This window comes from Pseudomonas sp. R38(2017), assembly GCF_002112395.1.
GTDB lineage: Bacteria > Pseudomonadota > Gammaproteobacteria > Pseudomonadales > Pseudomonadaceae > Aquipseudomonas.
Genome location: NZ_NEHN01000008.1, coordinates 251168 through 275474, shown reverse-complemented (window position 1 = coordinate 275474; position 24307 = coordinate 251168). Strand labels below are relative to the sequence as shown.

At 61.9% G+C, this 24307-nt stretch carries 25 protein-coding genes; 13 read left to right on the top strand and 12 right to left on the bottom strand.

What is annotated here, in order from left to right:
• The first annotated feature begins 36 nt into the window (after positions 1-36).
• Positions 37-2142: a mechanosensitive ion channel family protein gene (locus tag CAF87_RS21625; RefSeq protein WP_085733000.1), complete on the top strand. Its 2106-nt coding sequence runs from the start codon at positions 37-39 to the stop codon at positions 2140-2142.
• Here CAF87_RS21625 and CAF87_RS21620 read toward each other — a convergent pair.
• Positions 2136-6431: a DEAD/DEAH box helicase gene (locus tag CAF87_RS21620; RefSeq protein WP_085732999.1), complete on the bottom strand. Its 4296-nt coding sequence runs from the start codon at positions 6429-6431 to the stop codon at positions 2136-2138. The genes CAF87_RS21625 and CAF87_RS21620 overlap by 7 nt on opposite strands.
• A gap of 178 nt (positions 6432-6609) precedes the next feature.
• Here CAF87_RS21620 and CAF87_RS21615 point away from each other — a divergent pair, with 178 nt between their 5' ends.
• Together CAF87_RS21615 and CAF87_RS21610 are read left to right on the top strand one after the other, a co-directional pair.
• On the top strand, positions 6610-7494 hold the full coding sequence (locus tag CAF87_RS21615) for a sugar nucleotide-binding protein (protein ID WP_085732998.1): 885 nt from the start codon (positions 6610-6612) through the stop codon (positions 7492-7494).
• Positions 7487-8416 (top strand): NAD-dependent epimerase/dehydratase family protein, encoded by a 930-nt coding sequence (locus tag CAF87_RS21610; protein ID WP_085732997.1) that lies wholly within the window; start codon positions 7487-7489, stop codon positions 8414-8416. Before CAF87_RS21615 ends, CAF87_RS21610 begins: the two co-directional genes overlap by 8 nt.
• A 189-nt stretch (positions 8417-8605) precedes the next feature.
• Here CAF87_RS21610 and CAF87_RS21605 read toward each other — a convergent pair whose 3' ends face one another.
• The 8 genes from CAF87_RS21605 to CAF87_RS29555 all read right to left on the bottom strand — a co-directional run bounded on the left by CAF87_RS21605 (position 8606) and on the right by CAF87_RS29555 (position 14834).
• Positions 8606-9304 carry an OmpW family protein gene (locus CAF87_RS21605; protein WP_085712330.1) on the bottom strand — a complete coding sequence of 233 codons (699 nt, stop codon included), beginning with the start codon at positions 9302-9304 and terminating at the stop codon, positions 8606-8608.
• A gap of 158 nt (positions 9305-9462) precedes the next feature.
• Complete coding sequence (locus CAF87_RS21600; protein ID WP_085733027.1) at positions 9463-9981, bottom strand: DUF3299 domain-containing protein; 519 nt, start codon at positions 9979-9981, stop codon at positions 9463-9465.
• Positions 9982-9992: 11 nt separating this feature from the next.
• On the bottom strand, positions 9993-11258 hold the full coding sequence (locus CAF87_RS21595) for an ABC transporter permease (protein WP_064599744.1): 1266 nt from the start codon (positions 11256-11258) through the stop codon (positions 9993-9995).
• 1 nt (position 11259) lies between these two features.
• Positions 11260-11970 (bottom strand): ABC transporter ATP-binding protein, encoded by a 711-nt coding sequence (locus CAF87_RS21590; protein WP_085732996.1) that lies wholly within the window; start codon positions 11968-11970, stop codon positions 11260-11262.
• Between the two features lie 15 nt (positions 11971-11985).
• Positions 11986-12588, bottom strand: coding sequence for a DUF2796 domain-containing protein (locus tag CAF87_RS21585; protein WP_085732995.1), 603 nt, complete (start codon positions 12586-12588; stop codon positions 11986-11988).
• Positions 12589-12745: 157 nt separating this feature from the next.
• Positions 12746-13309: a hypothetical protein gene (locus CAF87_RS21580; protein WP_085732994.1), complete on the bottom strand. Its 564-nt coding sequence runs from the start codon at positions 13307-13309 to the stop codon at positions 12746-12748.
• Positions 13306-14256 (bottom strand): CHAP domain-containing protein, encoded by a 951-nt coding sequence (locus tag CAF87_RS21575; RefSeq protein WP_085732993.1) that lies wholly within the window; start codon positions 14254-14256, stop codon positions 13306-13308. The genes CAF87_RS21580 and CAF87_RS21575 overlap by 4 nt, the downstream gene beginning before the upstream one ends.
• On the bottom strand, positions 14253-14834 hold the full coding sequence (locus tag CAF87_RS29555) for a PAAR domain-containing protein (RefSeq protein WP_256576036.1): 582 nt from the start codon (positions 14832-14834) through the stop codon (positions 14253-14255). Before CAF87_RS29555 ends, CAF87_RS21575 begins: the two co-directional genes overlap by 4 nt.
• Before the next feature lie 125 nt (positions 14835-14959).
• Here CAF87_RS29555 and CAF87_RS21560 point away from each other — a divergent pair, with 125 nt between their 5' ends.
• A complete protein-coding gene (locus CAF87_RS21560; RefSeq protein WP_085732992.1) occupies positions 14960-15316 on the top strand; it encodes a hypothetical protein in 357 nt (118 codons plus the stop codon).
• 4 nt (positions 15317-15320) lie between these two features.
• Here the strand turns inward: CAF87_RS21560 and trxA are convergent, their stop codons facing one another.
• The 3 genes from trxA to CAF87_RS21545 are packed head-to-tail and all read right to left on the bottom strand — an operon-like array spanning position 15321 to position 17350.
• Complete coding sequence (gene trxA, locus CAF87_RS21555; protein ID WP_085732991.1) at positions 15321-16193, bottom strand: thioredoxin; 873 nt, start codon at positions 16191-16193, stop codon at positions 15321-15323.
• Between the two features lie 39 nt (positions 16194-16232).
• Entirely contained in the window at positions 16233-16889 is a 657-nt protein-coding gene (locus tag CAF87_RS21550) for a methyltransferase (RefSeq protein ID WP_085732990.1), read from the bottom strand.
• Positions 16886-17350 (bottom strand): hypothetical protein, encoded by a 465-nt coding sequence (locus CAF87_RS21545; protein WP_085732989.1) that lies wholly within the window; start codon positions 17348-17350, stop codon positions 16886-16888. The genes CAF87_RS21550 and CAF87_RS21545 overlap by 4 nt, the downstream gene beginning before the upstream one ends.
• Before the next feature lie 128 nt (positions 17351-17478).
• On the opposite strand from CAF87_RS21545, the gene nrdR reads away from it, so the two are divergent.
• The 9 genes from nrdR (at position 17479) to CAF87_RS21500 (ending at position 24202) form a co-directional block, all read left to right on the top strand.
• Positions 17479-17943 (top strand): transcriptional regulator NrdR, encoded by a 465-nt coding sequence (gene nrdR / locus CAF87_RS21540; RefSeq protein ID WP_003228656.1) that lies wholly within the window; start codon positions 17479-17481, stop codon positions 17941-17943.
• The gene (gene ribD / locus CAF87_RS21535) at positions 17940-19073 is read left to right on the top strand and encodes a bifunctional diaminohydroxyphosphoribosylaminopyrimidine deaminase/5-amino-6-(5-phosphoribosylamino)uracil reductase RibD (RefSeq protein WP_085732988.1); all 1134 of its coding nucleotides are present in this window, start codon (positions 17940-17942) and stop codon (positions 19071-19073) included. Before nrdR ends, ribD begins: the two co-directional genes overlap by 4 nt.
• Positions 19074-19120: 47 nt before the next feature.
• Positions 19121-19783: a riboflavin synthase gene (locus CAF87_RS21530; RefSeq protein WP_085712322.1), complete on the top strand. Its 663-nt coding sequence runs from the start codon at positions 19121-19123 to the stop codon at positions 19781-19783.
• A gap of 16 nt (positions 19784-19799) precedes the next feature.
• Complete coding sequence (gene ribBA / locus CAF87_RS21525; protein ID WP_065259547.1) at positions 19800-20891, top strand: bifunctional 3,4-dihydroxy-2-butanone-4-phosphate synthase/GTP cyclohydrolase II; 1092 nt, start codon at positions 19800-19802, stop codon at positions 20889-20891.
• Between the two features lie 91 nt (positions 20892-20982).
• Positions 20983-21459: a 6,7-dimethyl-8-ribityllumazine synthase gene (gene ribE / locus CAF87_RS21520; protein ID WP_003228649.1), complete on the top strand. Its 477-nt coding sequence runs from the start codon at positions 20983-20985 to the stop codon at positions 21457-21459.
• Positions 21456-21956: a transcription antitermination factor NusB gene (nusB, locus tag CAF87_RS21515; RefSeq protein WP_085712321.1), complete on the top strand. Its 501-nt coding sequence runs from the start codon at positions 21456-21458 to the stop codon at positions 21954-21956. Before ribE ends, nusB begins: the two co-directional genes overlap by 4 nt.
• Before the next feature lie 17 nt (positions 21957-21973).
• Positions 21974-22939 (top strand): thiamine-phosphate kinase, encoded by a 966-nt coding sequence (gene thiL / locus CAF87_RS21510; RefSeq protein ID WP_085732987.1) that lies wholly within the window; start codon positions 21974-21976, stop codon positions 22937-22939.
• Positions 22936-23439: a phosphatidylglycerophosphatase A gene (locus CAF87_RS21505; protein WP_085732986.1), complete on the top strand. Its 504-nt coding sequence runs from the start codon at positions 22936-22938 to the stop codon at positions 23437-23439. Before thiL ends, CAF87_RS21505 begins: the two co-directional genes overlap by 4 nt.
• 28 nt (positions 23440-23467) lie before the next feature.
• Entirely contained in the window at positions 23468-24202 is a 735-nt protein-coding gene (locus CAF87_RS21500) for an ABC transporter substrate-binding protein (RefSeq protein WP_085732985.1), read from the top strand.
• The last annotated feature ends 105 nt before the right edge of the window (positions 24203-24307 follow it).

The following is a 24307-nucleotide window of genomic DNA, read 5'->3' as shown; positions in this document are numbered from 1 at the left end:
AGTTCCTTACAGGTTCAACCAAGGGAGCTTTGCGTTTTGACCAGGTTCAGGATCGCGATTCTATTGGGGGCATTGCTGTTGTTCGGCGGCAATGCAGTGCAGGCCGCCAGCCTGCCGGGTGTCCCGGCAGCCACTGCAAAATCCGCCGAACCCGAACCACTTGTGCAGGGTGGACTGCTCGGTGCCATCAGTTCCAGCATCGACGACGTGCAGGACAAGCTCGACCTCAACGAGCACCTGGTCGACGCCTGGCGCCTGCGCGCCGACCGGGCGGCTGATGAAGTCGACAGGCTGGTCAATCAGCCGTCGGATCGCTCGGGCTGGAGCGTCGCCGGGGATTTCATGATGCTATCCGGCGTGTGGCTCGGCACCTTCGCCGTGTTGACCGTGCTTGGCAGCGTGCTGGCCAAGCGGATGCGCGAGGGCCGCTGGCTGCGTACCCGCCAGCGCAGTCAGGACCTGATCGGTTATTTGCTGCCCTACACATTGCCTGCGTTGATCTGCCTGCCGTTGACCCTGTACGTCAGCCACTTCCTGCCAGCGTCGGTCGGCCGGGCGCTGGCGCTGTGTTTTGCCTACGCTACCAGCAGCGGTATTTTTTCCACCTCGATGCTGTTGTGTGTGGTGGTGATGTTCAACACCGGCCACAAGCGCCGCGCCGTGCAGATCATTCGCGACTACTGCCCGAAACCGCTGTTTCTGATCGGCTTTCTCGCCGCGTTGAGTGACGCGCTGACCAGTCCGCAGATCGCCCGGCAACTGGGCGGCAATATCACCAGCAGCATCGCGGTGTTCACCGGTCTGCTGGCGTCGATCATCTTCGGCTTGCTGGTGATTCGCCTGCGCCGGCCAGTGGCGCACCTGATCCGCAACCGGCCGCTGGCCCAGCGTCTGAAACAACCTTCACTGCAGGAGTCGCTGCGGATCTTTTCCGGGCTCTGGTACTGGCCGATCGTGTTGATGGTGTTGGTCTCGGCGGTCAATCTGATCGGCATCGGCGAGGACAATCAAAAAGCCTTGCGCTGCGCGCTGTTCACCACGGTGCTACTGATTGGCACGGTGTTTCTCAGCACTGTGCTGCAGCACCTGTTCAAATCACGCCGGGCCGAGGCGATCCAGCGCAGCAGCGCCTACAAGGAGCGTTTTCTCAGCCTGTTGCATGCGTTGCTGCGGATCGTCATTGCCGTTGCGTTCATCGATATCCTCGGGCGAATCTGGGGCGTGTCGCTGATTGATTTTGCGCAAAGCAGCACGGTCGGCCGGGCGATCAGCAATGCCTTGAGCAGCATCGGCCTGATCTTCCTCGTGACGTGGCTGCTGTGGGTGGTGCTCGACACGGCGATTCAGGAAGCGCTGAAACCGCCGGTCAGCAAACGCTCGGCGCGCCAGCCCAGCACCCGGGTGAAAACCATCCTGCCGCTGCTGCGCAATGCGATCAAAATCATCCTGGTGGTGATCTGCGCGATCACCACCATGGCCAATCTCGGGATCAACGTCGCGCCACTGCTGGCCGGTGCCGGGGTGGTCGGTCTGGCCATCGGTTTCGGCTCGCAGCAACTGGTGCAGGACGTGATCACCGGGCTGTTCATCATCATCGAAGACACCCTGTCGATCGGTGACTGGGTGGTGCTCGATTCCGGGCATGCCGGCACGGTTGAAGGCCTGACCATTCGCACCCTGCGACTGCGCGACGGCAAGGGCTTTGTGCATTCGGTGCCGTTCGGTCAGATCAAGGCGGTGACCAATCAATCGCGGCAGTTTGCGTTCGCGTTTTTCTCGGTGCAGTTCACCTATGACACCGATGTCGAGAAAGCCATCGAGTTGATCCGTGAGACCGGGGACTCGATCCGCGAAGACCCGTTCCTCAAGTACAACCTGCAAGGGCCGCTGGATGTGTTCGGCGTGGACAAAATGGACCTGAACGGCGTGGTGCTGACCGCGCAATTCCGCACGGTTTCGGGCGGACAATACGCGGTGAGCCGCGCGTTCAACCAGCGTTTGAAAAAACTTGTGGATAACAGCCCGTGGGTGCATTTCGCGCAAACTTATCCACAGCAGGTTTTGTTGCCCAAACGTCAGGAAGAGGAGGTGGCGCCGGCGCATTCCTCGGTGGTGCTGTCGGAGCAGGCGCGGACTCAGTGACGAGTCAGTTTGTTGCTGATATCGCTCATGGCGGTGGGATCCAGATCCACCCAGAATTGCTGCTTGCCGGCGATCTCCGCAGCGACCGGCAATCCGTCGCGATACACCAGTCGATTGCTCGCCAGCGCCGGTACTTTCGTCCCCGGCAACAAGGTGCCGGCGAGGTTCAGCGGATCGACGCCGCACACTGCGATCAGGCGGCCGTCATGAGGCCGACGGCGCACTTCGCGCAACAGCGGAATCGCCTCGGGCAGGGCGAATTGTTCTCCCGCCAGGCCACTGACAAACCGCCCGCCACGAATCTCGCCCCGGGCCTCCAACCGGTGAAAGGTACGCAGGAGTTCGCGCCAGCTCGGCAGCCAGTCCGCCTCACGCTCCAGCAGACGCCAGAAGACCACGCCGTAGCGACGCAGCAAGGTCATGGCGATGTGTTCGAGTGTCTCGGGCGACGCCGTTTGGCTGTTTTCCACGACCGGCCCGCGACGCAACAACGCCCAACGCCCGGCGTCGTCCATGCCACCGACAAACGCCCCGCGCCCGCGCCGACTGCTGCGCTGTTGGCGCTTGCTCGCCGGGGTAATTAGCGCTCGCAGGCCGGCAAAGCTGTCGGCATTCACCAGACCGGCGCCGACCAGTTCCTGCAAGGCGATTTCCAGTTCCGTGCGCAGCAGGTGCGCTTCATGAATCAGCTCATCGAAGAACAGCGCGCCGTGTTGGCTGAGGGCGTCGAAAACCTTGCGGGTTTTGGGCGACAGCTCACTGATTGGCGTCTGCTCGGCCAGTGAACTCCACAACCCGACCTGACTGCGCGGCAGCAACACAACCGGCGTGCTGCGCAACGCCGTGCCGCTGGTTTTTTGCCGGGCGCTGAGCCTCGTCCACACCAGTTTGCCGCTGCGGCACAGATCATCCAGCCAGATCGGTGAATAGTCCTTGAGCCTGGCCGGAAGAATGTCGCTGTCCCACGCCGAGGCGGCAGCCGGGTAGCCTTCGAACTGGCCGACAATCGCCGGCAACACGGCGCTGCCCTGACCACGGGTGGACGGGGACAGATGCTGCCAGTCGAACAGGAAACGCATGAAATCCTGCAACGCCACCGGTTCGATTTCCCGGCGCAGGCGCTTGACGGTATAGCGGTGAATACGTGCGAGCAGATGCCGCTCGCACCATTCTTCAATCGTCAGCCCGGGCGAGAACCGACCGCGCAGCACATAGCCTTCGCGTTCGAGTTGGGCGAGGGCTTGATGGACGCGTGCGGGCGGCAATGACAGCGGTTGCGCGATGGCTTCCAGTGGCAGTGGGCCGAAGGCGCTCAGTCGTGCGCGGATGACTTCCACCAAGGCATCGTCGGCGGTCCAGACCTCATCGAAACCGGGCAACGCTGGCAGTGCCGAATGCGCCTGTGGATAAAGCGCTTGCAGACAGGTCAGGCGTTCCCGTGCCAGCCAAAGCGAGTGCACGGCATCGATCTGCAATCGGCAGGCTCGACCCGTGTCGGCTAACGCATTCAGCCAATCGCGCCAGTGCGGATTGGCCTCGACTTCGTGGTCGCTGATGCACGCCAGACTCATCAGCGCTTCGTGCATTTCATCGGCGCTGTTCGGCGTCGGCCAGGCCTCTTCGCGCACGGCTTCGATCGCATCAGCGTCCAGCGCGCCGAGGTCATCGGTGGATTGCGGATCGCTCCAGCGGCGGTTGAGCACGGCCTGGGTGCGACGTTCTTCCAGCGGCGCATCGTCGAGAAAGGTGTAGGGCCGGGCGCTGAGGATTTCCGCCGCCAGCGGCGAGGGCGCCGGCAGGTCGCGGGCGATCAAACGCACTTCGCCGCGCTCCATGCGCCGCAGCAGTTGCAGCCAGCCTTCGCTGTCCATCGCCTCGTGCAGGCAATCGTCGAGGGTTTGCTCCACCAGCGGATGTTCGGGAATTTCCCGCTCGCCGGCGAGGTTTTCCAGGCAAGCGATCTGATCGGGAAACACGCTGGCGATCAAGTCTTCGCTTTTCATCCGCTGCAATTGCGGTGCGACTTTGCGCCCGCCCGTGTAGCGCGGCAGGGCCAGCGCCACCCCGGCATTCCAGCGCCAGCGCACACCGAACAGCGGCGCATCCAGCACGGCTTGAATGAGGATGTGCTCGGCGCTGTTGCTGTGCAGATAACGCCAGACCTCGTCGAGTTCGAAACTGTGGCTGGTGGACAGCGACAGCACGATCGCATCTTCACTGGCGGCGGCCTGCAATTCGAAGTTGAAGGTGCGGCAGAAGCGCTTGCGCAGGGCCAGGCCCCAGGCGCGGTTGATGCGGCTGCCGAACGGCGAATGGATGATCAGTTGGGTGCCGCCGGACTCGTCGAAAAAGCGCTCCATCAGCAACGTGTCCTGGGACGGCAACGCGCCGAGGGTGAGGCGGGCACGGGCCAGATAATCCACAAGCTGTTCGGCGCTGGCCAGATCCAGCCCCAGGGTCGCGGTCAGCCAGTGGAGGGCCGGTTGCAGGTTGCCGGGGCTGGTGCTCAGCAGTTGATCGAGTTGTGCCTGCAGGCGGGCTACCGCCATCGACAATTCGGCGCTGCGACCGGGCGCTTCGCCGAGCCAGAACGGAATGGTCGGCGGCTGACCCTGGGCATCCTCGACCCGCACTTTGCCGGTTTCCACCCGCAGGATTCGGTAGGAGGTATTGCCGAGCTGGAACACATCGCCGGCGATGCTTTCCACGGCGAAGTCTTCGTTGACGCTGCCAATGTTCAGACCCTGTGGTTCCAGCAGCACGCTGTAGTCGGCGTTGTCCGGGATGGTGCCGCCGCTGGTGACGGCGGTCAGCCGTGCGCCGCGCCGCCCACGCAGGGTTCGGCTCACCGCGTCGCGATGCAGGTAGGCGCTGCGGATGCCCTGACGACCGTTGTAGCCCTCGGCGAGCATGGTCAGCAGCGCCTGATAATGTTTTTCGTCGAGGCGGGCGTAGGGCTCGGCCCGGCGGAACCGCGCGAGCAAATCGTCTTCGGCCCATTCCTGGCAACTGACCTCGGCGATGATCTGCTGCGCCAGCACGTCCAGCGGCGCTTCTGGGATGTGCAGCGTATCCAGTTCGCCGCGGCGCACGCAGTCGAGCAGCGCGGCGCATTCGATCAGGTCGTCGCGGGTGGTGGCGAACAGTCGCCCTTTGGGCGTGCCGCCAACCTGGTGTCCGGAACGGCCGACCCTTTGCAGAAAACCGGCAATCGAACGCGGCGAGGCGATCTGGCACACGAGGTCGACTTCACCGATGTCGATCCCCAGTTCCAGCGATGCGGTGGCAATCAGCACTTGCAGTTCGCCGCGCTTGAGTCGCTGTTCCGCATCAAGGCGAAACTCCTTGGCGAGGCTGCCGTGGTGCGCCGCGACAGCGTGTTTGCCGAGGCGCTCGCTGAGGTGTCGGCTCAGGCGCTCGGCCAGGCGCCGGGTGTTGACGAAAATCAGCGTGGTGCGATGTTCCCGGGCCAGTACGGCGAGGCGGTCGTAAACCAGTTCCCAGACATCATTGGCCATGACCGCCGACAACGGCACCGGCGGTACTTCGATGCCCAGATCCCGTGGGCGGGCGTGGCCGATGTCGATGATTTCGCAGGGGCGCTCATGTCCCACTAGAAAGCGTGCGACGGCATCGATCGGTTTCTGCGTGGCCGACAGACCGATGCGGGTCAGCGGCTCGGCGCACAACGCCTGCAGGCGTTCGAGGCTCAAGGCCAGATGACTGCCGCGTTTCCCGGCGGCGATGGCGTGGATTTCATCGACGATCACCGTGCGCGTGGTGCCGAGCATCTTGCGGCCGGACTCGGAGCCAAGCAGCACGTAGAGTGATTCCGGGGTGGTCACCAGAATGTGCGGCGCACTTTTGCGCATGGCGGCGCGGTCTTTCTGCGGCGTGTCGCCGGTGCGCACGGCGGTGGTGATTTCCAGCGCTGGCAGATCCATTTGGCGTAACTGGTCGGTAATCCCCGCCAGTGGGTCCTGCAGGTTGATGCGGATGTCGTTGGACAGCGCCTTGAGCGGCGAAACGTAGACCACCAGCGTTTCGTCCGGCAGACCGTCCGGGGTTTCCAGGCCACGGTGGACCAGATCGTCGAGCACCGCGAGGAATGCGGTGAGGGTCTTGCCGGAGCCGGTGGGCGCGGCGATCAGCGTCGAGCGGCGCTGGCGGATCAACGGCCATGCGCGGGCCTGGGCGGCGGTGACCGTCGCGAATGTGCGGCTGAACCAGGCGCTGACGGCGGGGTGAAAGCCTGCCAGGGCCGCGTCCTTGGGGAGGGGCAGATTCATGTCTGCAGTTATGCGGGTGAGCAGGCGAAGTTGCAAGTACCGCTGGGGATCTACACTTTACGGGTGACGGTTGCGCACTAAACCCGCAAAATGCAACGATTCCGGCAATTATCGACGACGGAGCCACGAGCATCGTCGCTAAAGCCATCGTTCCAATCAGACTGGGCCTGCTGACTCTATGCGAATGCGCCTTATGTTACTGGGCGGCGGAAATGCCCTTGGGCAGGCGCTGATTCGCCTCGGTGCGGAGGAAGACATCGGTTTCCTCGCCCCCCGCCCGCCCGAAGACGGCTGGGATGCCGCGAGCCTGACTCAACTGCTCGACGACACCCGTCCCGATGCACTGATCAACCTTGCCTACTATTTCGACTGGTTTCAGGCGGAGACTGTCAGCGAAAGCCGTCTGTCGGGCCAGGAACGCGCCATCGAGCGTCTGGCCGAACTGTGCCAGCACCACAACATTGTGCTGGTGCAGCCGTCCAGCTACCGGGTATTCGACGGCTCCCGCGCCACCGCCTACAGCGAAAAGGACGAGCCGGTGCCGTTGGGCCTGCGTGGCCAGGCTTTGTGGCGGATCGAGCAGAGCGTGCGCGCCACCTGCCCGCAGCACGTATTGCTGCGCTTCGGCTGGTTGCTCGACGACAGCCCGGAAGGCACCCTTGGACGCTTCCTGGCTCGTGCCGAACAACCGGAAGAATTGCTGCTGGCCGATGACCGTCGTGGCAATCCGACCCCGGTCGACGACGCGGCGCGGGTGATCATTTCGGTACTCAAACAACTCGATTGCGCCGCGCCGCTGTGGGGCACTTATCACTATGCCGGCCACGAGGCGACCACACCGCTGGCGCTGGGGCAGGCCATCCTCACCGAGGCCCGCAGCCTGCATCCGCTGGCCATCGAAGAACCGACCGCCCAGGCCCACGCCGCGCGGCCGGATGCCGCCGAAGAACCGCAACACGCGGTGCTCGCCTGCAAGAAAATTCTGCACACTTTCGGGATCAAGCCGCGCGCCTGGCGTGCCGCGCTCCCGGGCTTACTGGATAGGTTTTATCGTCATGGCTGAAGGCCCTGTTCTAATCACCGGCGGCGCCGGTTTCATCGGCTCGCACCTGACTGACGCGCTGCTTGCCAAGGGCCATTCGGTGCGGATCCTCGATGATCTGTCGACCGGCAAGCGCAGCAATCTGCCGCTGGATAATCCCAAGGTCGAACTGATCGTCGGCGATGTGGCCGATGTCGCTTTGGTCGCCCGTGCGATGCAAGGCTGCAGCGCCGTCGCGCACTTGGCCGCCGTGGCCTCGGTGCAGGCGTCGGTGGATGATCCGGTGAAGACTCACCAGAGCAACTTCATCGGCACGCTCAACGTCTGCGAAGCCATGCGCGAGGCCGGCGTGAAGCGTGTGCTGTTCGCTTCCAGCGCGGCGGTCTACGGCAACAATGGCGAGGGCGAGTCGATCAGCGAAGACACGCCGAAAGCGCCGCTGACACCGTACGCCTCGGACAAACTGGCGGGCGAACACTACTTCGATTTCTATCGTCGCCAGCATGGTCTGGAACCGGCGATCTTCCGCTTCTTCAACATTTTCGGCCCGCGCCAGGATCCGTCCTCGCCATACTCCGGCGTGATCAGCATCTTCAGCGAACGCGCGCAGAAAGGTTTGCCGATCACTGTATTCGGCGATGGCGAGCAGACCCGGGATTTCATGTACGTCGAAGATCTGGTCGATGTGCTGGTGCAGGCTCTGGAAAAACCGCAAGTGGATGTCGGTGCGGTGAACGTCGGCTGGAATCAGGCGACCAACCTCAAGCAGATGCTGGCCGCGCTGGAAGCGGTGGTCGGTGAGCTGCCGCCCGTCAATTATGGCCCGGCGCGTTCCGGTGACATCCGCCATTCGCGGGCGAACAACGGTCGCTTGCTCGAGCGCTTCAAGTGCCCGACGCCAACGCCGATGAGCGTTGGCCTGGCACGTCTGCTCGGCCGCTGAGCTTCTCGCAGACATGAAAAAGGCGCCTTTGACAGGCGCCTTTTTCACGGCCGGAAATCGGATTTCAAACACATTTCCTGTAGCGAGGGAGCTTGCTCCCCGGTCGATTGCGTAACATCGCCGTCAGTTCTGAGTCTGCCCGCCACCAAGCCTCATTCACCACCACGTGAACGTTCTTTGATTGCTCGCTTAGAATTTGTAGCCCAGACCGACCATGTACACAAATGGATCGACGTCGACATTCACTTTTGCGCGAGTGCCTGGTGCAACAGCGTTGTTCTCGACGGTGGCGCGGGTGTCGATGTCGATGTAGCGCACCTGGGCGTTGAGCATGATGTTGTCGGTCAGCATGTAGTCGGCGCCGACCTGCCAGGCCAGGCCCCAGGAGTTTTTCGCCTTGAAGTTGCTGAAGCCGTTGGACTGGGCTTCGCTGCCGACGTGCTCGTCGTAGATCCAGGTGTAGTTGATGCCGCCGCCGATGTAGGGCTGGAACGCCGACTTCGCGTCCAGCGGGTAGTAGACGACGCTCAGGGTCGGCGGCAGGTGTTTCAGGGTGCCGAGCTTGCCGTTGGCGGCCGGCAGGGCAGTGCCCTTGATCTTCACGTCATGCTCGAACGGCGACGCGGCCAACAGCTCGATACCGATGTTGTTGGTCAGCATGTAGGCGAAGTTCAGACCCAGTTGGGTGTCGCTGCTCATGGTCGCCTTGCCGCCCAGGTTGGTGCCGCTCAGCGGACCCTGATCAACCTTGACGCTGGAGCTGTCGGCCTTCGGGTTGACGGTGATCGCACCGGCGCGAACGATGATGTCGCCGGCTTCGTGGGCGTGGGCGAGCGGGGCTGCGAGCGCGAGGGCAAACAGCGAGGCGCTGAGCAAGGACTTGTTCATGGAAGCTCCCAAAGGACGTTAAAAATGTTTGATGTCCTATGGTACGAATCCGTCTGATACGGTCTTTTGACTCAGCTCAATGAAACAGTGATGGGCAGTTTTTTTGTGGAACCTTTGCTCGCGTAACCGATTTGGCGGGCTATAACTGATTGCCGGATTTACTCCGGCAGCTCATAGACGTAAATCTTGTCCGCATCCATCTGATAGCCGGCATCGGCCAGTTCGCTGGTAGACGGCTTGACCTGCAACGGCCCCTCGACCCAGTACGGCTGATACAGCTCGTCGAGCTTCACGCCGACTTCACTTTTCACATGCACGATCTGGTTCGACGGCGGTGGCGGCACGTGAATGCAGGCACCGAAATACGGCACCAGCAGGAAGTCTGTGGTGCGGCCTTCCTCGCTGACTTCCAGCGGCACGATATAGCCTGGCAGGCGGATGTTCTGGCCGTCGAGGCTTTGCACCACCGGCGCGTTGGGCAGGTCCTGCTTGGCTGCCGGCGCCGATTCGGCGGACAGCGCGTCGCTCATCTTCGACAGGTCATGCAGCGGTGTCATGTTCGGCACTTCGGGCGCCGCGTCCGGCGGAATCATCTCCGACCAGGTCAGGTCTTTCGGTGCCGCTGCCCACACGGGCAGGGCGACCAGCATCAGCAGCGCAAGGACAGCGCGGGGCATGGTGAACATCCTCATAAACGGATCGACAGGCCATCGGCCAATGATTGGCGATACGCGCGCCAGGCCGGCACGCTGCCCATCAGCAGCGCGGCAGCCAGAATGCCACCGAGCAGCGTCCATTCATACTCGCTTGGCCATGCCAGCGGCAGATACAAGCCGTAATTGGCCTGCACATAACCCTGTGCCGCAGCGATGCCGATGTACAGCAACGCCAGCCCGGCGATCACCCCGGTCAGTGCCAGGGCAAAGGCTTCCAGCACCAGCAGGCTTGCGATGTGCCACGGTCGCGCGCCCACCGAGCGCAGAATCGCCATTTCGCGGCGACGCTCGTTGAGGCTGGTGAGAATCGCCGTGAGCATGCCGATCAACCCGGTCAGCACCACGAACAGCGAGACCACGAACAATGCTTTTTCAGCGGTGCTCATCAGGCTCCACAACTCTTGCAAGGCCACGCCGGGCAGGATCGCCAGCATCGGCTCGCCACGGAATTCGTTGATTTCTCGCTGCAGCGCGAAGGTGGAAATCTTGCTGTTGAGGCCGAGCATGAATGCGGTGATTGCTTGCGGCGTCAGGTCCATGTTGCGCGCCTGATCGGCGCTGATCCGCCCGTTGCCACGGGCCGGCACACCGTTGTGCCAGTCGATGTGGATCGCCTCCATGCCGCCGAGACTGATGTGCAGCGTGCGGTCCACCGGGGTGCCGGTGCGCTTGAGAATGCCGACCACGGTGAACGGTTTGTCGTCGTGTTTGACCAGGCTGATCGCCGCCACGCCATGGGCGAGCACGAGTTTGTCGCCGAGCTTGTAATGCAACGCCTCGGCCACTTCGGCGCCGAGTACCACTTCGAACGGATCGGTAGCGAAGGCGCGGCCGTCGGCCAGTTCCAGATGCTGCTGGCGGCCGTACTGGTAATGCTCGAAATAGGCTTCGGTAGTGCCCATCACCCGGTAGCCGCGATGGGAGTCGCCGAGGGACATCGGGATCGCCCACTTCACTTTCGGATTGCTGGCGAAGTGTTCAAAGCTGTCCCAACGAATGTTGTTGGTGGCATTGCCGATGCGGAACACCGAATACAGCAGCAGGTTCACCGACCCGGAACGGGCGCCGACGATCAGGTCGGTGCCGCTGATGGTGCTGGCGAAACTGGCCTTGGCTTCGGTGCGCACCCGCTCCACCGCCAGCAGCAGGCATACGGAGAGGGCGATGGCGAATGCGGTGAGCAGGGCGGTGAAGCGGCGGTTGGCGAGGCTGGCCATGGCCAGACGGAACAGATACATCTCAGACCTCGGCAGACGTAGCGGCGCGATTGAGTTCGGCCAGGGACAGGTGACGGTCGAACAGCGGCGCCAGGCTCTGGTCGTGGCTGACGAACAACAGGCTCGAACCGGCCTCACGGCACTCGGCGAACAACAGACGGATGAAGTTTTCCCGGGCGTCGTAATCCAGCGCCGAGGTCGGCTCGTCGGCGATCACCAGTTCCGGCTGACCGATCAGTGCACGTGCAGCAGCGACCCGTTGCTGCTGACCGATCGACAGCGAGTCGGCGCGGCGTCCGAGAATGCCTTCGTCCTTCAGACCCAGGTGGGCGAGCAGGGTGGCGGCGGCTTGATCGACGCTGCCATGACGTTGCTTCGCACGATCTGCCCGCAGCTTCGAAAAGTGGCAGGGCAGCTCGACGTTCTCACGCACCGAGAGAAACGGCAGCAGGTTGAACTGCTGGAAAATGTAGCCGGTGTGATCGACGCGAAAACGGTCGCGAGCGCCGGCACTCAGTTCGGTCAGTTCCTGGCCGAGCAGGCGAATGCTGCCGCGCCCGGGCTTTTGCACCCCGCCGAGCAGGCCGAGCAGGGTGGTCTTGCCGCTGCCGCTGGGGCCCTTGAGGAACAGGGTTTCACCCGGTTCCAGACGAAACGCCGGGATGTCCAGCAGCGGCGGGTGACCGGGCCAGTTGAAGCCCAGGTCGGACAGTTCGATGAGTGCTTGGGTCATGGTGCCGGTTCGTGATCAGAATTTCAGGGCGGCGGATTTGGCCGTCACTTCCGTGCCTTGCTGGCCGTTCGGGCCGATCAGTTGTACCTGAATTTTCTGGGTGGCCGGGAAGCTATTGAAAATGTTCGCCAGATCCAGGGTAGTCAAGGCGCCCGGTGCAGCGCAGGTGAACTGGTAGTGAGCGTGGATTTCGCTGTGATCGTGGTGATGCGCTTCGCCGCCCTTGGCGTCTTCGTCGTGGTCATCCTCATCGTGATCGTCGGCATCCGGCTTGTCACCGAACAGCGGGCTTTCCAGTTTCTGGCTGGCGACTTTGCAACCGGCAGCGGCTGGCAGGCTGAACAACGCCAATGGTTTTTCAAGTTGTGCACGGGCGGCGGCGACCTTGGCCTTGTCGGCATCGCTGGTGGCGACGTGTTCAAAACCGACGAGGTTCATCGCCGGGCTTTCCAGCTCCAGCTCCAGGGTCTGGCCGTCGAGCGCAGCGTTCAGGCGACCGACGCCATGCTCGTGGGCACCGAGGCTGCCATGTTCGTGATCATGATCGTGCTCATCGGCAGCCTGGGCGATGGCCAGCGGCAACAGGGCAAACGGCAAAGCGAGCAGCAGACGACGCATGGCGAACTCCGGGAAGTAAAGTGAAGTGTTTGTTATGTAATCTTATAACGAAAGTGCGCAGAGTTTGCCCGCCCGAAACGCTTTGCGCAAGGCATGACTGAGCACCGTCCGGGATGTTCCCGGAGTGGTACGTGGATTGAATGTCACGATTTTTGAATCAGAATCCGGCGCCGGGATGGTCGAACCAGTAGCCTCCCGTCAGCACATGGCGGATCAGACTTTCGTCGAGCAGATTCGGAGCATCGCGAGTGAAGCGCTGGCGCCAGGCTGGAAGCCACCAGTAGTTGATCGCCGTGCCGCGCGGAAGTACCACCACCTTCATGACCTCCGGATCTATTCTGTGCTCTGAGTAGAGTTGCTGGCTGCGATCCATGAAGCCCATGTACTGACTGATCGGCAACTGAAACATCAACGCCGTAGTGAAGATTTTTTCACTTTCACTGAACGCGGGACTCTGCAGTATCTGTAACGCTTCACAAGCGTACGGCATTGGTTGGCCGGCAACTTTTTGGCCTTCGGGAGTAGAAAGTATGTCGAAGCGGTCATCCATATCCCGCCATCCGATACGCCTATTACTTTCAAAGTAATTGTGAACGATGGCGGTCAACGGCCCTGGCGCTGCGCCTTCGGAGGTGCAGGCTGAGAGGTCGGCAGGCGACCAAAAGCTCCATGCCACAACGAGCAGGAGTGAAGCAGCCAGGATTATCCAGAGTCGTTTCATTGTGGTTTGCTGTACTTGTAACGTCGGAAGATGGTGAAGTCGTGGTCACTGCGAGCAGCATTACCCGATGCGATTCGAAAGCCTACGTCGTTGACTTCGATTTTGTCCCAGCTTGCTGAAATGCAGACACCCTGAGTCAGAACAAATCCGACGTGACCGCTGGCATCAGAGTAATTGACAGCATACGCACCAACGTCTCCGGGCAGGGGTGATTTTTCTGCGCTCCAACTATTGAGCAGCCGGTTCTCATCTGCCCATTCCCCAGCGGTTGGCGGGCTCACTTTGGAATAGCCCGGGATGTATTTCGAAGAGCCATGTTCGATCATTGCCACGTTGACACCGATGGCAGTCAATACGTCATAGACGAACACATTGCACTTGTTTGATTCCGCCCTGAACTCCACGCTTTTCTTAAGCGTTGGATGCGGTAAAGAATGTTTGACTTTGTTGCCGGCCCATTCAGTCGAACCTCGGTGTGATAGTGCCTCCATCAGTATGCGGCGCGGCATGTCTTGGATGACCACCTTTACGGTGCGGGTTTCATCCCTCCGTTTGACGCCATACTCGACCTCGTAGAATGTGTCGTTAGAGACTTTGCCGCTGGTTGATAGGGGCACTTTTACCCAAGGTGATACTGCAACTATCGACAGCGATTTACCTGAATTCAGCGTGGCTGTATGCATTGCCTTTTTTGCGCCGGAGTTACCAACAATTTGAACAGTGACTTCGTAGCTGTCACGGCTCTTTATCGGAGGTAGTTTCTGGGCGTCCGAGCGAGTAATAGCGGTTTGAGTCTTGTCCGAAACGAGCGAGTAGATGCGGGGTTTGTCATCGTTTTGAACGATGTTGTCATCAATGACAAGTCCGTCGATCAGCAACTGAAACTTCACGCCTTTTGGTGGCTGCATCAGAAAGTCTTTAAAGACGAGTTTGATTTCCGACTTCATGGCAAGTCCTGATTCAGGGGTTCTTCATAAGCGTAAAACGACCACTCGGACTCTTCACCGACCAACAGAGTGTCGTAATCCGAATGGCTTTCCACAGGGTGTTCGCAGCCTTCGCCTGTTGCATTACAGGTGATGTCTTGCAGGACGGCTGTTTTTTTCTTGTCTTTGAGTCTGTAGGCAAGTCCTGGTTTCTGGGAGTCGTCCAGGCGTTCGATGATGACTTGCAGATAGCGACGTGAAGTCGGGGCGGTAATCGAAGGGCCCATATCGATGGGAGCTGGACGGCCAATGCCGGCGAAGCCGCTGTGTTGCTGAGTGAGCAGTTTGTTGGCCATGGGCGGGCAGCCGCAGGCGATATAGTCACCCTCCAGTGCAGCCGGGCCGGCGGGCAGGATCAGAGTTCTTTCGCCAACGGCGACAATCGGTCCTTGGCCAGCGCTGCATGCCGGGCAACTGGCAAGTTGCCCGATCGAGGCGATGATTTTGCCCTCGATACGCAGGTTTTCGTTTCCTTCGAGAATTACGCCACCTGTAGAGGTAGGGCCTCCCTTCGACGCCAGTTTTCTTCCTGAAGACATGGGGTTCCTTCCCATGAAAAAAAGAAGAAATGTAGCCGACAAGGCAAGCTTCGCCAGCTCCTGACACTTGGCGTTACACAAGTCCCATGGGAGCATGCAGGTCAGAAATGTGCGGGAGCGAAGTTATGTTGCGGATACGCGGAACCGTCGGCGAGTTGCCGGTGGATTTGACCCTGGAACTGGATGAAAGCGACTGGGCGCGGCTCGGTTCGCAGTTTGGCGTGCAGGTGCAAACGGCCCAGCCGCAAGCCGCCGCAGCGCCTGTGGCGAAGCCGGTCAATCAGGATGACGCGTTGTGGCAGGTCGCCAGGGATTTGCTGCGCAAGGCCGGGCAACTCAGCGGACCGGAGCTGCTGGATCAGCTCGAAGGGCTGACCGGCAGCGCGGCAGCGGGCAAGCGCCTGCTGGTGCGCCTGCGGCATTCGTCGGACGTGAAAGTGGCGAGCGGCGGGGACACGCCGCTCTACAGCTGGATCGAGTAAGCGCTTAGTACAGCGCCGCAAACACCTTGCGCCGGTAAGCGGTCACCAGCGGGTGATCGTTGCCCAGCAGTTCGAACACTTGCAGCAAGGTCTTGTGCGGCAGGCCTTCGCCGTAGCTGCGGTTGCGAATGAACAGCTTGAGCAGCGCGTCCAGCGCCGCTTCGTATTGCTGACGGGCCAGTTGCTGAATCGCCAGTTGATACACCGCTTCATCGTCCTGCGGGTTTTGCGCCAGACGGCTTTTCAGGTCGGCGGCGTCCGGCAGGTCACGGGCCAGACCAAGGAACTTGATCTGCGCCTTGGCACCGGCCAATGCAGCCTTGTGTTCGTCGCTCTTGACCGCCTCGAGCACGGCTTGCGCTTCACCCAGTTCACCGCGTTCAGTCAGACAACGAGCGTAGAGAATCAGCGCCTTGGCGTTGGTGTTGTCTTCGTTGAGCATCACCACCAGAGCGGCTTCGGCATCGGCGTAACGGCCGTCATCGAACAGCGCCTGGGCTTGCTCGAACGGATCAGCCGCTGCCGGCGGTGGCATTTTTACGTGAGGCTCAAGCAGGGCACGCACGGCGGATTCCGGTTGCGCACCGGCAAAGCCGTCCACCGGTTGGCCGTCCTTGAACAGCACCACGGTCGGCAGGCTGCGGATGCCGAAACGGGCGACGATGTCCTGCTCGATATCGCAATTGACCTTGGCCAGCAGCAACTCGCCCTGATAGCTCTCGGCGATGCCTTGCAGCATCGGCATCAGCGCCTTGCACGGCGCACACCATTCGGCCCAGAAATCCACCAGCACCGGTTTTTGAAAGGAAGCCTCGATCACCGACTGGTCGAAGTCGGCCGTCGTGGCGTCGAAGATGTACGGCGTTTGCTGACTCATGGGGTATCTCGTAAAAGCGTGAATGGGGCAACTATACGGTCAGGCGCGGGCCGCATGGTAGAGGCTGACATGGCGAAACTCTTCGGGCTCGGCCAGATCCGGCAGGGTCATGGCTTCGAGCATTTCAATGCGCCGGTACAGTGGATGACGGAAATCCCTGACACGCGAATCTGCCACCAAGGCTTCGCGGCCGCGACTGAGAAACGCGTCGAGCAGCGGCAGGTTTTCCCGGTCGTAGAGAACGTCGGCCACCAGGATCAGATCGAAGCGATCCGCCTCGGCGAAGAAGTCCGTGGAATAGCTCATCTGCACGTCATTGAGTTCGGCATTCGCCCGGCACGCGGCAATCGCCAGCGGATCGAGGTCGCAGGCCACCACTTCCAGGGCGCCAGCCTTCACGGCGGCAATCCCGGCGATACCGGAACCGGCGCCGAAATCCAGTACGCGTTTGCCACGCACCCATTCGGGAAATTCCGCCAGATAACGCGCCACCGCCAGACCGCTGGCCCAGCAGAAACTCCAGTACGGCGGCTCGTGCAGGATCCGTCGGGTCTCCTCCGGGCTGAATTCCCGGGCCATGTTGTCGCCGTCGATCAGCCACAGTTTCAGGTCAGTGTCCGGCAGCGGACAGGCCACCAGTCGGGCGTCGCCGAGCAGTTCGCCCAGCGCCTGTTGCAGGTCCAGCGGTGCATTCATGGCGCTTTGACAAACTGCAACTGGCCCAGGGCCTGGGTGGTCGGCTGGCTGATGGTCTGCGACGGCAGGTGCAGGATCAACTGGCCGGATTGAGTGGCGCGGCCACGCAGTTCGACCCGCGCACCGACCGGGAAGGCATCAGGATTGAAGCGCAGGCGAAACGGCAGAACCTGGTTGTTGCCGATCAGGCTGGAGCTGGCGAGCAATTGTTGTGGTCGACCTTTTTCGTCGATCACCAGCAGCGCCAGTTCGACTTCAGCACCCGCCGGCACGCCTTGCAGGGCGCCGCTCAGTTCACGTTGATAGGCGGGCAGGGGGCCGAGGTCGGCTGCTTCCCTGGCCTTTTTCTGCGCCTGTTGCGGCGCCGGGCCCGGCGTTGGCGGCTGCGGCTTGGGCTTATCGCTGCCGCAGGCCACCAGCAGGGCGAAAACACTGAGCAAAACGAGCGGTCGTAGCGACATTGGTGGCTCCGTCAAAATGAAATCCATGGATCAAACGATCATGGCAGTCTGTATACCGCAAAGCCTATGGCTTGTCTTGCCACCGGGATGCGCTACCATGGCCCTCCCTTTTTTTGTTGCCAGCCACCATGCACTGTCCCTTCTGCGGTGCCAACGACACCAAGGTCATCGACTCGCGTCTGGTCGCCGAGGGCGAACAGGTGCGCCGCCGGCGTGAATGCCTGGCCTGCGGCGAACGTTTCACGACGTTCGAGACGGCCGAACTGGTGTTGCCGCGCCTGATCAAAACCGACGGCAGCCGCCAACCGTTCGACGAAGAAAAACTCCGCGCTGGCATGCAGCGCGCCCTGGAGAAACGTCCGGTGAGCGTCGAGCGTCTCGAGTCCTCGCTGGTGCACATCAAACACAAGCTGCGCGCCACCGGCGAACGCGAGGTCAAGTCCCTCGTGGTCGGCGAACTGGTGATGGCCGAGTTGCAAAAGCTCGATGAAGTCGCCTACATCCGTTTCGCTTCCGTGTACCGCCGCTTCCAGGACCTCAACGAGTTCCGCGAAGAGATCGATCGTCTCGCCCGTGAACCGGTGAAAGAATGACCACCGCCGCCGAGCAGGCCATCCTCGACGCCCATTTCATGGCCCGGGCCCTGGAGCTGGCGCGCAAGGGGCACTACACGACTCATCCCAATCCACGGGTCGGCTGTGTGATCGTGCGCGACGGGCAGATTGTCGGCGAAGGCTGGCATGAGCGCGCCGGCGAACCCCACGCCGAAGTCCATGCCCTGCGCGCCGCCGGTGAACTGGCCCGGGGCGCCACCGCTTACGTCACTCTCGAACCTTGCAGCCACCACGGCCGCACACCGCCCTGCGCTGATGCGCTGGTGAATGCTGGTGTCGGTCGGGTGGTCGCGGCGATGCGCGATCCCAATCCGCAAGTGGCCGGACGAGGTCTGCAACGTCTGGCCGATGCCGGCATTGCCACTGAAAGCGGTGTGCTGGAAGCCGAAGCGCGCAAGCTCAATCAGGGTTTTCTGAAGCGCATGGAACACGGCCTGCCGTTCGTGCGGGTCAAGTTGGCCATGAGCCTCGACGGTCGCACCGCGATGGAAAGTGGCGAAAGCCAATGGATTACCGGCCCCGCCGCACGTTCAGCGGTGCAGCGCTTGCGCGCCCAGGCCAGCGTGGTGCTGACTGGCGCCGATACGGTGCTGGCCGACGGCGCTCGGCTGACCGTGCGCGGCGATGAGCTGGGTCTGGATGCCGGGCAAACCGCGCTGGCCCTGAGCCGTCCGCCGCTGCGGGTACTGATTGACGGACGTCTGCGAGTGCCGCTGGATGCACCGTTCTTCAAGGCCGGCCCGGCGTTGGTTGCCACCTGCGTGGCCATCGAAGAACAGTACGCCCATGGCCCGGAATGCCTGATCGTGCCGGGTGATGACGGTCAGGTCGATCTGCATCAATTGCTGATCGAGCTGGCCAGTCGTGGCGTCAACGAAGTGCTGGTCGAGGCCGGCCCGCGACTGGCCGGCGCATTTGCCCGGCTCGGTCTGGTCGACGAGTTCGTGATCTTCATCGCCGGCAGGTTCCTCGGCTCCACGGCGCGTCCGCTGCTGGACTGGCCGCTAGCCTATATGAAGGATGCGCCGGAGCTGAAAATCACTGAAATTCGCGCGGTTGGCGATGACTGGCGAGTCACTGCAATCCCTGTCTCATCGGCGAGCGTATAATTCCCGGCCATCGCGTTAGCGCTGGCTTCGTTCTCAAGGAGAACCCCATGTTTACCGGCATCATCGAATCCATCGGCAGTATCCGCGCACTGACCCCAAAGGGCGGTGATGTGCGGGTGCATGTCGAAACCGGCAAGCTCGACCTGAGCGACGTCAAACTCGGCGACAGCATCGCGGTCAACGGCGTGTGCCTGACTGCAGTTGAGCTGCCGGGCGACGGCTTTGCCGCCGACGTCAGTCGCGAAACCCTTGACTGCACCGCCATGAATGACCTGAAAAGCGGCAGCCCGGTCAACCTGGAAAAAGCCCTGACCCCGACCACCCGTCTCGGTGGACATCTGGTCAGCGGTCACGTCGATGGTGTCGGCGAAGTGGTCTCGCGCAGCGACAATGCCCGCGCCGTGGAATTTCGCATCCGCGCGCCGAAGGAACTGGCCAAGTACATCGCCCACAAAGGCTCGATCACCGTCGACGGCACCAGCCTGACCGTGAACGCGGTCGATGGCGCCGAATTCCTGCTGACGATCATTCCGCACACCTTGAGCGAAACCATCATGGCGTCCTACAAGCCAGGTCGCCGGGTGAACCTGGAAGTCGACTTGCTGGCGCGTTATCTGGAGCGTCTGCTGTTGGGCGACAAGGCTGCAGAGCCAACGTCCGGTGGCATCACTGAAAGCTTTCTGGCCGCCAACGGCTACCTCAAATCCTGACTGAAGGGGGTGCCTTGTGGCGCTCAATAGCATCGAAGAACTGGTTGAAGACATCCGCCAAGGCAAGATGGTCATCCTCATGGATGACGAAGACCGCGAGAACGAAGGCGACCTGATCATGGCCGCCGAATGCTGCAAGGCCGAGCACATCAACTTCATGGCCAAGCACGCCCGTGGCCTGATCTGCATGCCGATGAGCCGCGAGCGCTGCGAAACCCTGAAACTGCCGCTGATGGCGCCGCGCAACGGTTCCGGTTTCGGCACCAAGTTCACCGTTTCGATCGAAGCCGCCGAAGGCGTGACCACCGGCATCTCCGCCGCTGACCGCGCACGCACCGTGCAAGCGGCCGCTGCGAAGGACGCGAAGGCCGAAGACATCGTCAGCCCGGGCCACATCTTCCCGCTGATGGCCCAGGCCGGCGGCACCCTGGCCCGCGCAGGCCACACCGAAGCCGCCTGCGACCTGGCGCGCATGGCCGGTTTCGAGCCGAGCGGCGTGATCTGCGAAGTGATGAACGACGACGGCACCATGTCCCGTCGCGCCGAGCTGGAAGCTTTTGCGGCCGAGCACAACATCAAGATCGGCACCATCGCCGACCTGATTCACTACCGGATGATCCACGAACGTACCGTTCAGCGGATTGCCGAGCAGCCGCTGGACAGCGAACTGGGCCAATTCAACCTGGTGACCTATCGTGACTCCGTGGAAGGCGACGTGCACATGGCACTGACCCTGGGCACCGTTTGTGCCGAAGAGCCGACCTTGGTTCGCGTGCACAACATGGACCCGCTGCGCGACCTGCTGATGGTCAAGCAGCCGGGCCGCTGGAGCCTGCGCGCCGCGATGGCTGCGGTCGCCGAGGCCGGCAGCGGTGTGGTGCTGTTGCTCGGTCACCCACTGGATGGCGACGTGTTGCTGGCGCATATCCGCGAAACCGGCGATCAGGCGGCGGTGAAAAAACCGACCACCTACAGCATCGTCGGTGCCGGTTCGCAGATCCTGCGTGACCTCGGCGTGCGCAAAATGCGCCTGATGTCGGCACCGATGAAATTTAATGCGATATCCGGTTTCGATCTGGAAGTTGTAGAATACGTGCCCTCCGAATAATGACCGGTTGTTTCCGGACCCGAATTCGCGGCAAATAAATCACTGAGGGACGCGAAACAGACGCGTCCCGGCTCTTTAAGAGATCTGACGAATGACCCTGAAGACCATCGAAGGTACCTTCATCGCCCCTAAAGGCCGCTACGCTTTGGTAGTGGGCCGTTTCAACAGCTTCGTGGTTGAAAGCCTGGTCAGCGGTGCAGTTGATGCCCTGGTTCGCCACGGCGTGAGCGAAAGCGATATCACCATCATCCGCGCACCTGGCGCCTTCGAAATCCCGCTGGTTGCGCAAAAAGTCGCCCAGAAAGGCGAGTTCGCAGCAATCATCGCCCTGGGCGCGGTCATTCGTGGCGGCACTCCGCACTTCGAATACGTGGCTGGCGAATGCACCAAGGGCCTGGCCCAGGTGTCCATGGAATTCGGCGTACCGGTCGCTTTCGGCGTCCTGACCGTTGATTCCATCGAGCAAGCCATCGAACGTTCCGGCACCAAGGCCGGCAACAAAGGTGCTGAAGCTGCCCTGTCCGCTCTGGAAATGGTCAGCCTGCTGGCGCAGTTGGAGGCCAAGTGATTAGCGACGATAGCGATCGTTTCAACCCGCGCGATCCGAAACCTGCGGATGCCGGCAAGCCATCGAAGAGCGCCAAGCGCCGCGAAGCCCGTCAGCTCGCGACTCAGGCCCTGTATCAATGGCACATGGCCAAGGCTTCGCTGAACGAGATCGAAGCGCAGTTCCGGGTCGATAACGATTTCACCGATGTCGATGGCGCGTACTTCCGTGAAATCCTCCACGGGGTTCCGGCCAACCGTACCGAAATCGACACCGCGCTCAAGCCTTGTCTGGACCTGGCGATCGAAGAGCTGGACCCGGTTGAACTGGCGGTTCTGCGCCTGTCCACCTGGGAACTGCTCAAGCGCGTCGACGTGCCGTACCGCGTTGTGATCAACGAAGGTATCGAACTGGCCAAGGTCTTCGGTTCCACCGACGGCCACAAGTTCGTCAACGGCGTGCTCGACAAGCTGGCTCCGCGCCTGCGTGAAGCTGAAGTGAAGGCGTTCAAGCGCTAAAACGCGCTTGATACCTCATGGGCGAGTTTGAGCTGATCCGCAATTTCTTCGCCGCCGCGCCTTGTGCGCAGGGCGGCGAGGGCGTTGCACTGGGGATCGGCGACGACTGCGCCTTGCTGGCGGTTCCTTCCGGGGAACAACTGGCGATCTCCACCGATACGCTGGTGGCCGGCGTGCATTTCGCCGATCCCTGCGATCCGTTTCTGCTCGGTCAGCGCTCGCTGGCCGTGGCGGTCAGCGACCTCGCTGCCATGGGCGCCACGCCCGTTGCCTTTACCCTTGCCCTGACCTTGCCGACGGTGACTGCCGATTGGCTGCAAGCCTATGCCCGCGGTTTGAACCGCATGGCGCAAAGCTGCAGTGTGGCGCTGGTCGGCGGCGACACGACGCGCGGGCCGTTGAGCCTCACCGTCACCGTGTTCGGTCGTGTTCCGACCGGTCAGGCCCTGACTCGCAGCGGCGCGCAGCCGGGGGATCTGCTGTGTGTCGGCGGTGAATTGGGCAATGCCGCCGGGGCTTTGCCGCTGGTGCTGGGGCAGCGCGAGGCAGAGCCTGACATCGCCCAGCCACTGCTCGATCATTACTGGTCGCCGCAGCCGCAACTTGCTCTCGGTCAGGCCCTGCGGGGCAAGGCCACTTCGGCGCTGGATATCTCCGATGGCCTGCTCGCCGATTGCGGCCATATCGCACTGGCTTCGAAGGTTCGCCTCGAAATTGAGCGCGAGCGAGTGCCGCTGTCGGATGCGCTAGTGGCGTTTCTCGGCCAGCGCGGTGCCGAGCGTGCGGCGTTGAGCGGTGGCGATGATTACGTGCTGGCCTTTACCCTGCCGTCCGTCGAATTGCCGGCGTTGCTGGCCGATGGCTGGCCGATCCATGTGATCGGGCGCGTGGCCGAGGGGCAGGGCGTGGTGCTGCTGGACCGCGAAGGGCATGACATCACCCCGCAAATCCGGGGTTATCAACATTTTCAGGAGTCACCGTGACAGATCACCCGAAACAGGTTCCCGGCGAATTCGTTCCGCCGTCGGTCTGGCGCAATCCCTGGCATTTCATAGCATTCGGCTTCGGTTCGGGCACCTTGCCGAAAGCACCGGGCACGTGGGGCTCGTTAGTTGCGCTACCCTTTATTCCGTTGTGGCAGATGTTGCCCGACTGGGGTTACTGGCTGATGCTCGGGATCACCATGCTGTTCGGCTTCTGGCTGTGCGGCAAGGTCGCCGACGATCTGCGGGTGCACGACCATGAGGGCATCGTCTGGGACGAAATGGTCGGGATGTGGATCACCCTGTGGCTGGTGCCGGAAGGCTGGTACTGGTTGCTCGCGGGGTTCTTGATGTTCCGCTTCTTCGACATCCTCAAGCCGTGGCCGATCCGCTGGATCGACCGGCATGTGCATGGCGGCGTCGGCATCATGCTCGACGATGTGCTGGCGGGCGTGTTCGCCTGGATGGCGATGCAGGGTCTGGTGTGGATTTTCGCCTGATTTCAAGGCGTGGATGAGGGACACAGGGATGGCTCGACGCGGGTTGGCGATACTGTTTTTTATCCTGCTGGGTGCTGTTGCCCATGCACAGGATGCGCCGCCGTCGGTCATTCACCTGGCCAGCGAAGACTGGGAAGACTACACCGCCGCCGACGGCCACGGCCTGGGCTGGGACGTCCTGCGCAAGGTGTTCGAACCGGCCGGCGTGACTCTGGATATCCGCACCGTGCCGTACACCCGTTCGGTGGGGCTGGTGCAGTTGAAGGAAGTCGACGCGCTGGTCGGCTCCTATCGCGGTGAAGCCGAACAAGTGCTGTATCCGCGCTGGAACTTCGATTCCGATCACATCTACGCGCTGGGGCTGGCCAGCAATCCGGCACCGACCGAGGCTACCCTCGGCAAATACCGGCTGGCCTGGGTGCGGGGTTATCGTTATGAGACCTACCTGCCGAACATCAAGCGTTACAACCAGATCGAGCGCCGCACCGGGATCCTGTCGATGCTCAAACAGGGGCGGGCGGATTACTACATCGACGCACTGACGGAAATCGAAGCGGTGGTGAGAAATGCCGCCGACCCTTCGCAATACCGTTACTCGCATCTGGCGGAGCTGCCGCTGTACCTCGGCTTCGCCGACACCCCTCAGGCCCGTGCACTGATGTCGATCTACGACCAGCGCATGGATCAACTGGTGAAAAGCGGCGAGCTGAAGCCAATCTTCGAACGCTGGAAACAGCCCTATCCGTTCGACTCAAGGCAATGAAGGCAGGCCTGTCATCAAACTTTTTGATCGTTATGGCCGATAATTCAGCCTAAGCGTCTGCAGGAACCTGCTGTTACAATGCCGCCCAGCGAATCTCGGACTTTT

Excerpts from the sequence above, each read along its gene's own strand:
- CAF87_RS21620 (WP_085732999.1), bottom strand. The coding sequence starts at position 6,431 with ATGAATCTGCCCCTCCCCAAGGACGCGGCCCTGGCAGGCTTTCACCCC.
- CAF87_RS21615 (WP_085732998.1), top strand. The coding sequence starts at position 6,610 with ATGCGAATGCGCCTTATGTTACTGGGCGGCGGAAATGCCCTTGGGCAG.
- CAF87_RS21610 (WP_085732997.1), top strand. The coding sequence starts at position 7,487 with ATGGCTGAAGGCCCTGTTCTAATCACCGGCGGCGCCGGTTTCATCGGC.
- CAF87_RS21605 (WP_085712330.1), bottom strand. The coding sequence starts at position 9,304 with ATGAACAAGTCCTTGCTCAGCGCCTCGCTGTTTGCCCTCGCGCTCGCA.
- CAF87_RS21600 (WP_085733027.1), bottom strand. The coding sequence starts at position 9,981 with ATGCCCCGCGCTGTCCTTGCGCTGCTGATGCTGGTCGCCCTGCCCGTG.
- CAF87_RS21595 (WP_064599744.1), bottom strand. The coding sequence starts at position 11,258 with ATGTATCTGTTCCGTCTGGCCATGGCCAGCCTCGCCAACCGCCGCTTC.
- CAF87_RS21590 (WP_085732996.1), bottom strand. The coding sequence starts at position 11,970 with ATGACCCAAGCACTCATCGAACTGTCCGACCTGGGCTTCAACTGGCCC.
- CAF87_RS21585 (WP_085732995.1), bottom strand. The coding sequence starts at position 12,588 with ATGCGTCGTCTGCTGCTCGCTTTGCCGTTTGCCCTGTTGCCGCTGGCC.
- CAF87_RS21580 (WP_085732994.1), bottom strand. The coding sequence starts at position 13,309 with ATGAAACGACTCTGGATAATCCTGGCTGCTTCACTCCTGCTCGTTGTG.
- CAF87_RS21575 (WP_085732993.1), bottom strand. The coding sequence starts at position 14,256 with ATGAAGTCGGAAATCAAACTCGTCTTTAAAGACTTTCTGATGCAGCCA.
- CAF87_RS29555 (WP_256576036.1), bottom strand. The coding sequence starts at position 14,834 with ATGTCTTCAGGAAGAAAACTGGCGTCGAAGGGAGGCCCTACCTCTACA.
- CAF87_RS21560 (WP_085732992.1), top strand. The coding sequence starts at position 14,960 with ATGTTGCGGATACGCGGAACCGTCGGCGAGTTGCCGGTGGATTTGACC.
- trxA (WP_085732991.1), bottom strand. The coding sequence starts at position 16,193 with ATGAGTCAGCAAACGCCGTACATCTTCGACGCCACGACGGCCGACTTC.
- CAF87_RS21550 (WP_085732990.1), bottom strand. The coding sequence starts at position 16,889 with ATGAATGCACCGCTGGACCTGCAACAGGCGCTGGGCGAACTGCTCGGC.
- CAF87_RS21545 (WP_085732989.1), bottom strand. The coding sequence starts at position 17,350 with ATGTCGCTACGACCGCTCGTTTTGCTCAGTGTTTTCGCCCTGCTGGTG.
- nrdR (WP_003228656.1), top strand. The coding sequence starts at position 17,479 with ATGCACTGTCCCTTCTGCGGTGCCAACGACACCAAGGTCATCGACTCG.
- ribD (WP_085732988.1), top strand. The coding sequence starts at position 17,940 with ATGACCACCGCCGCCGAGCAGGCCATCCTCGACGCCCATTTCATGGCC.
- CAF87_RS21530 (WP_085712322.1), top strand. The coding sequence starts at position 19,121 with ATGTTTACCGGCATCATCGAATCCATCGGCAGTATCCGCGCACTGACC.
- ribE (WP_003228649.1), top strand. The coding sequence starts at position 20,983 with ATGACCCTGAAGACCATCGAAGGTACCTTCATCGCCCCTAAAGGCCGC.
- thiL (WP_085732987.1), top strand. The coding sequence starts at position 21,974 with ATGGGCGAGTTTGAGCTGATCCGCAATTTCTTCGCCGCCGCGCCTTGT.
- CAF87_RS21500 (WP_085732985.1), top strand. The coding sequence starts at position 23,468 with ATGGCTCGACGCGGGTTGGCGATACTGTTTTTTATCCTGCTGGGTGCT.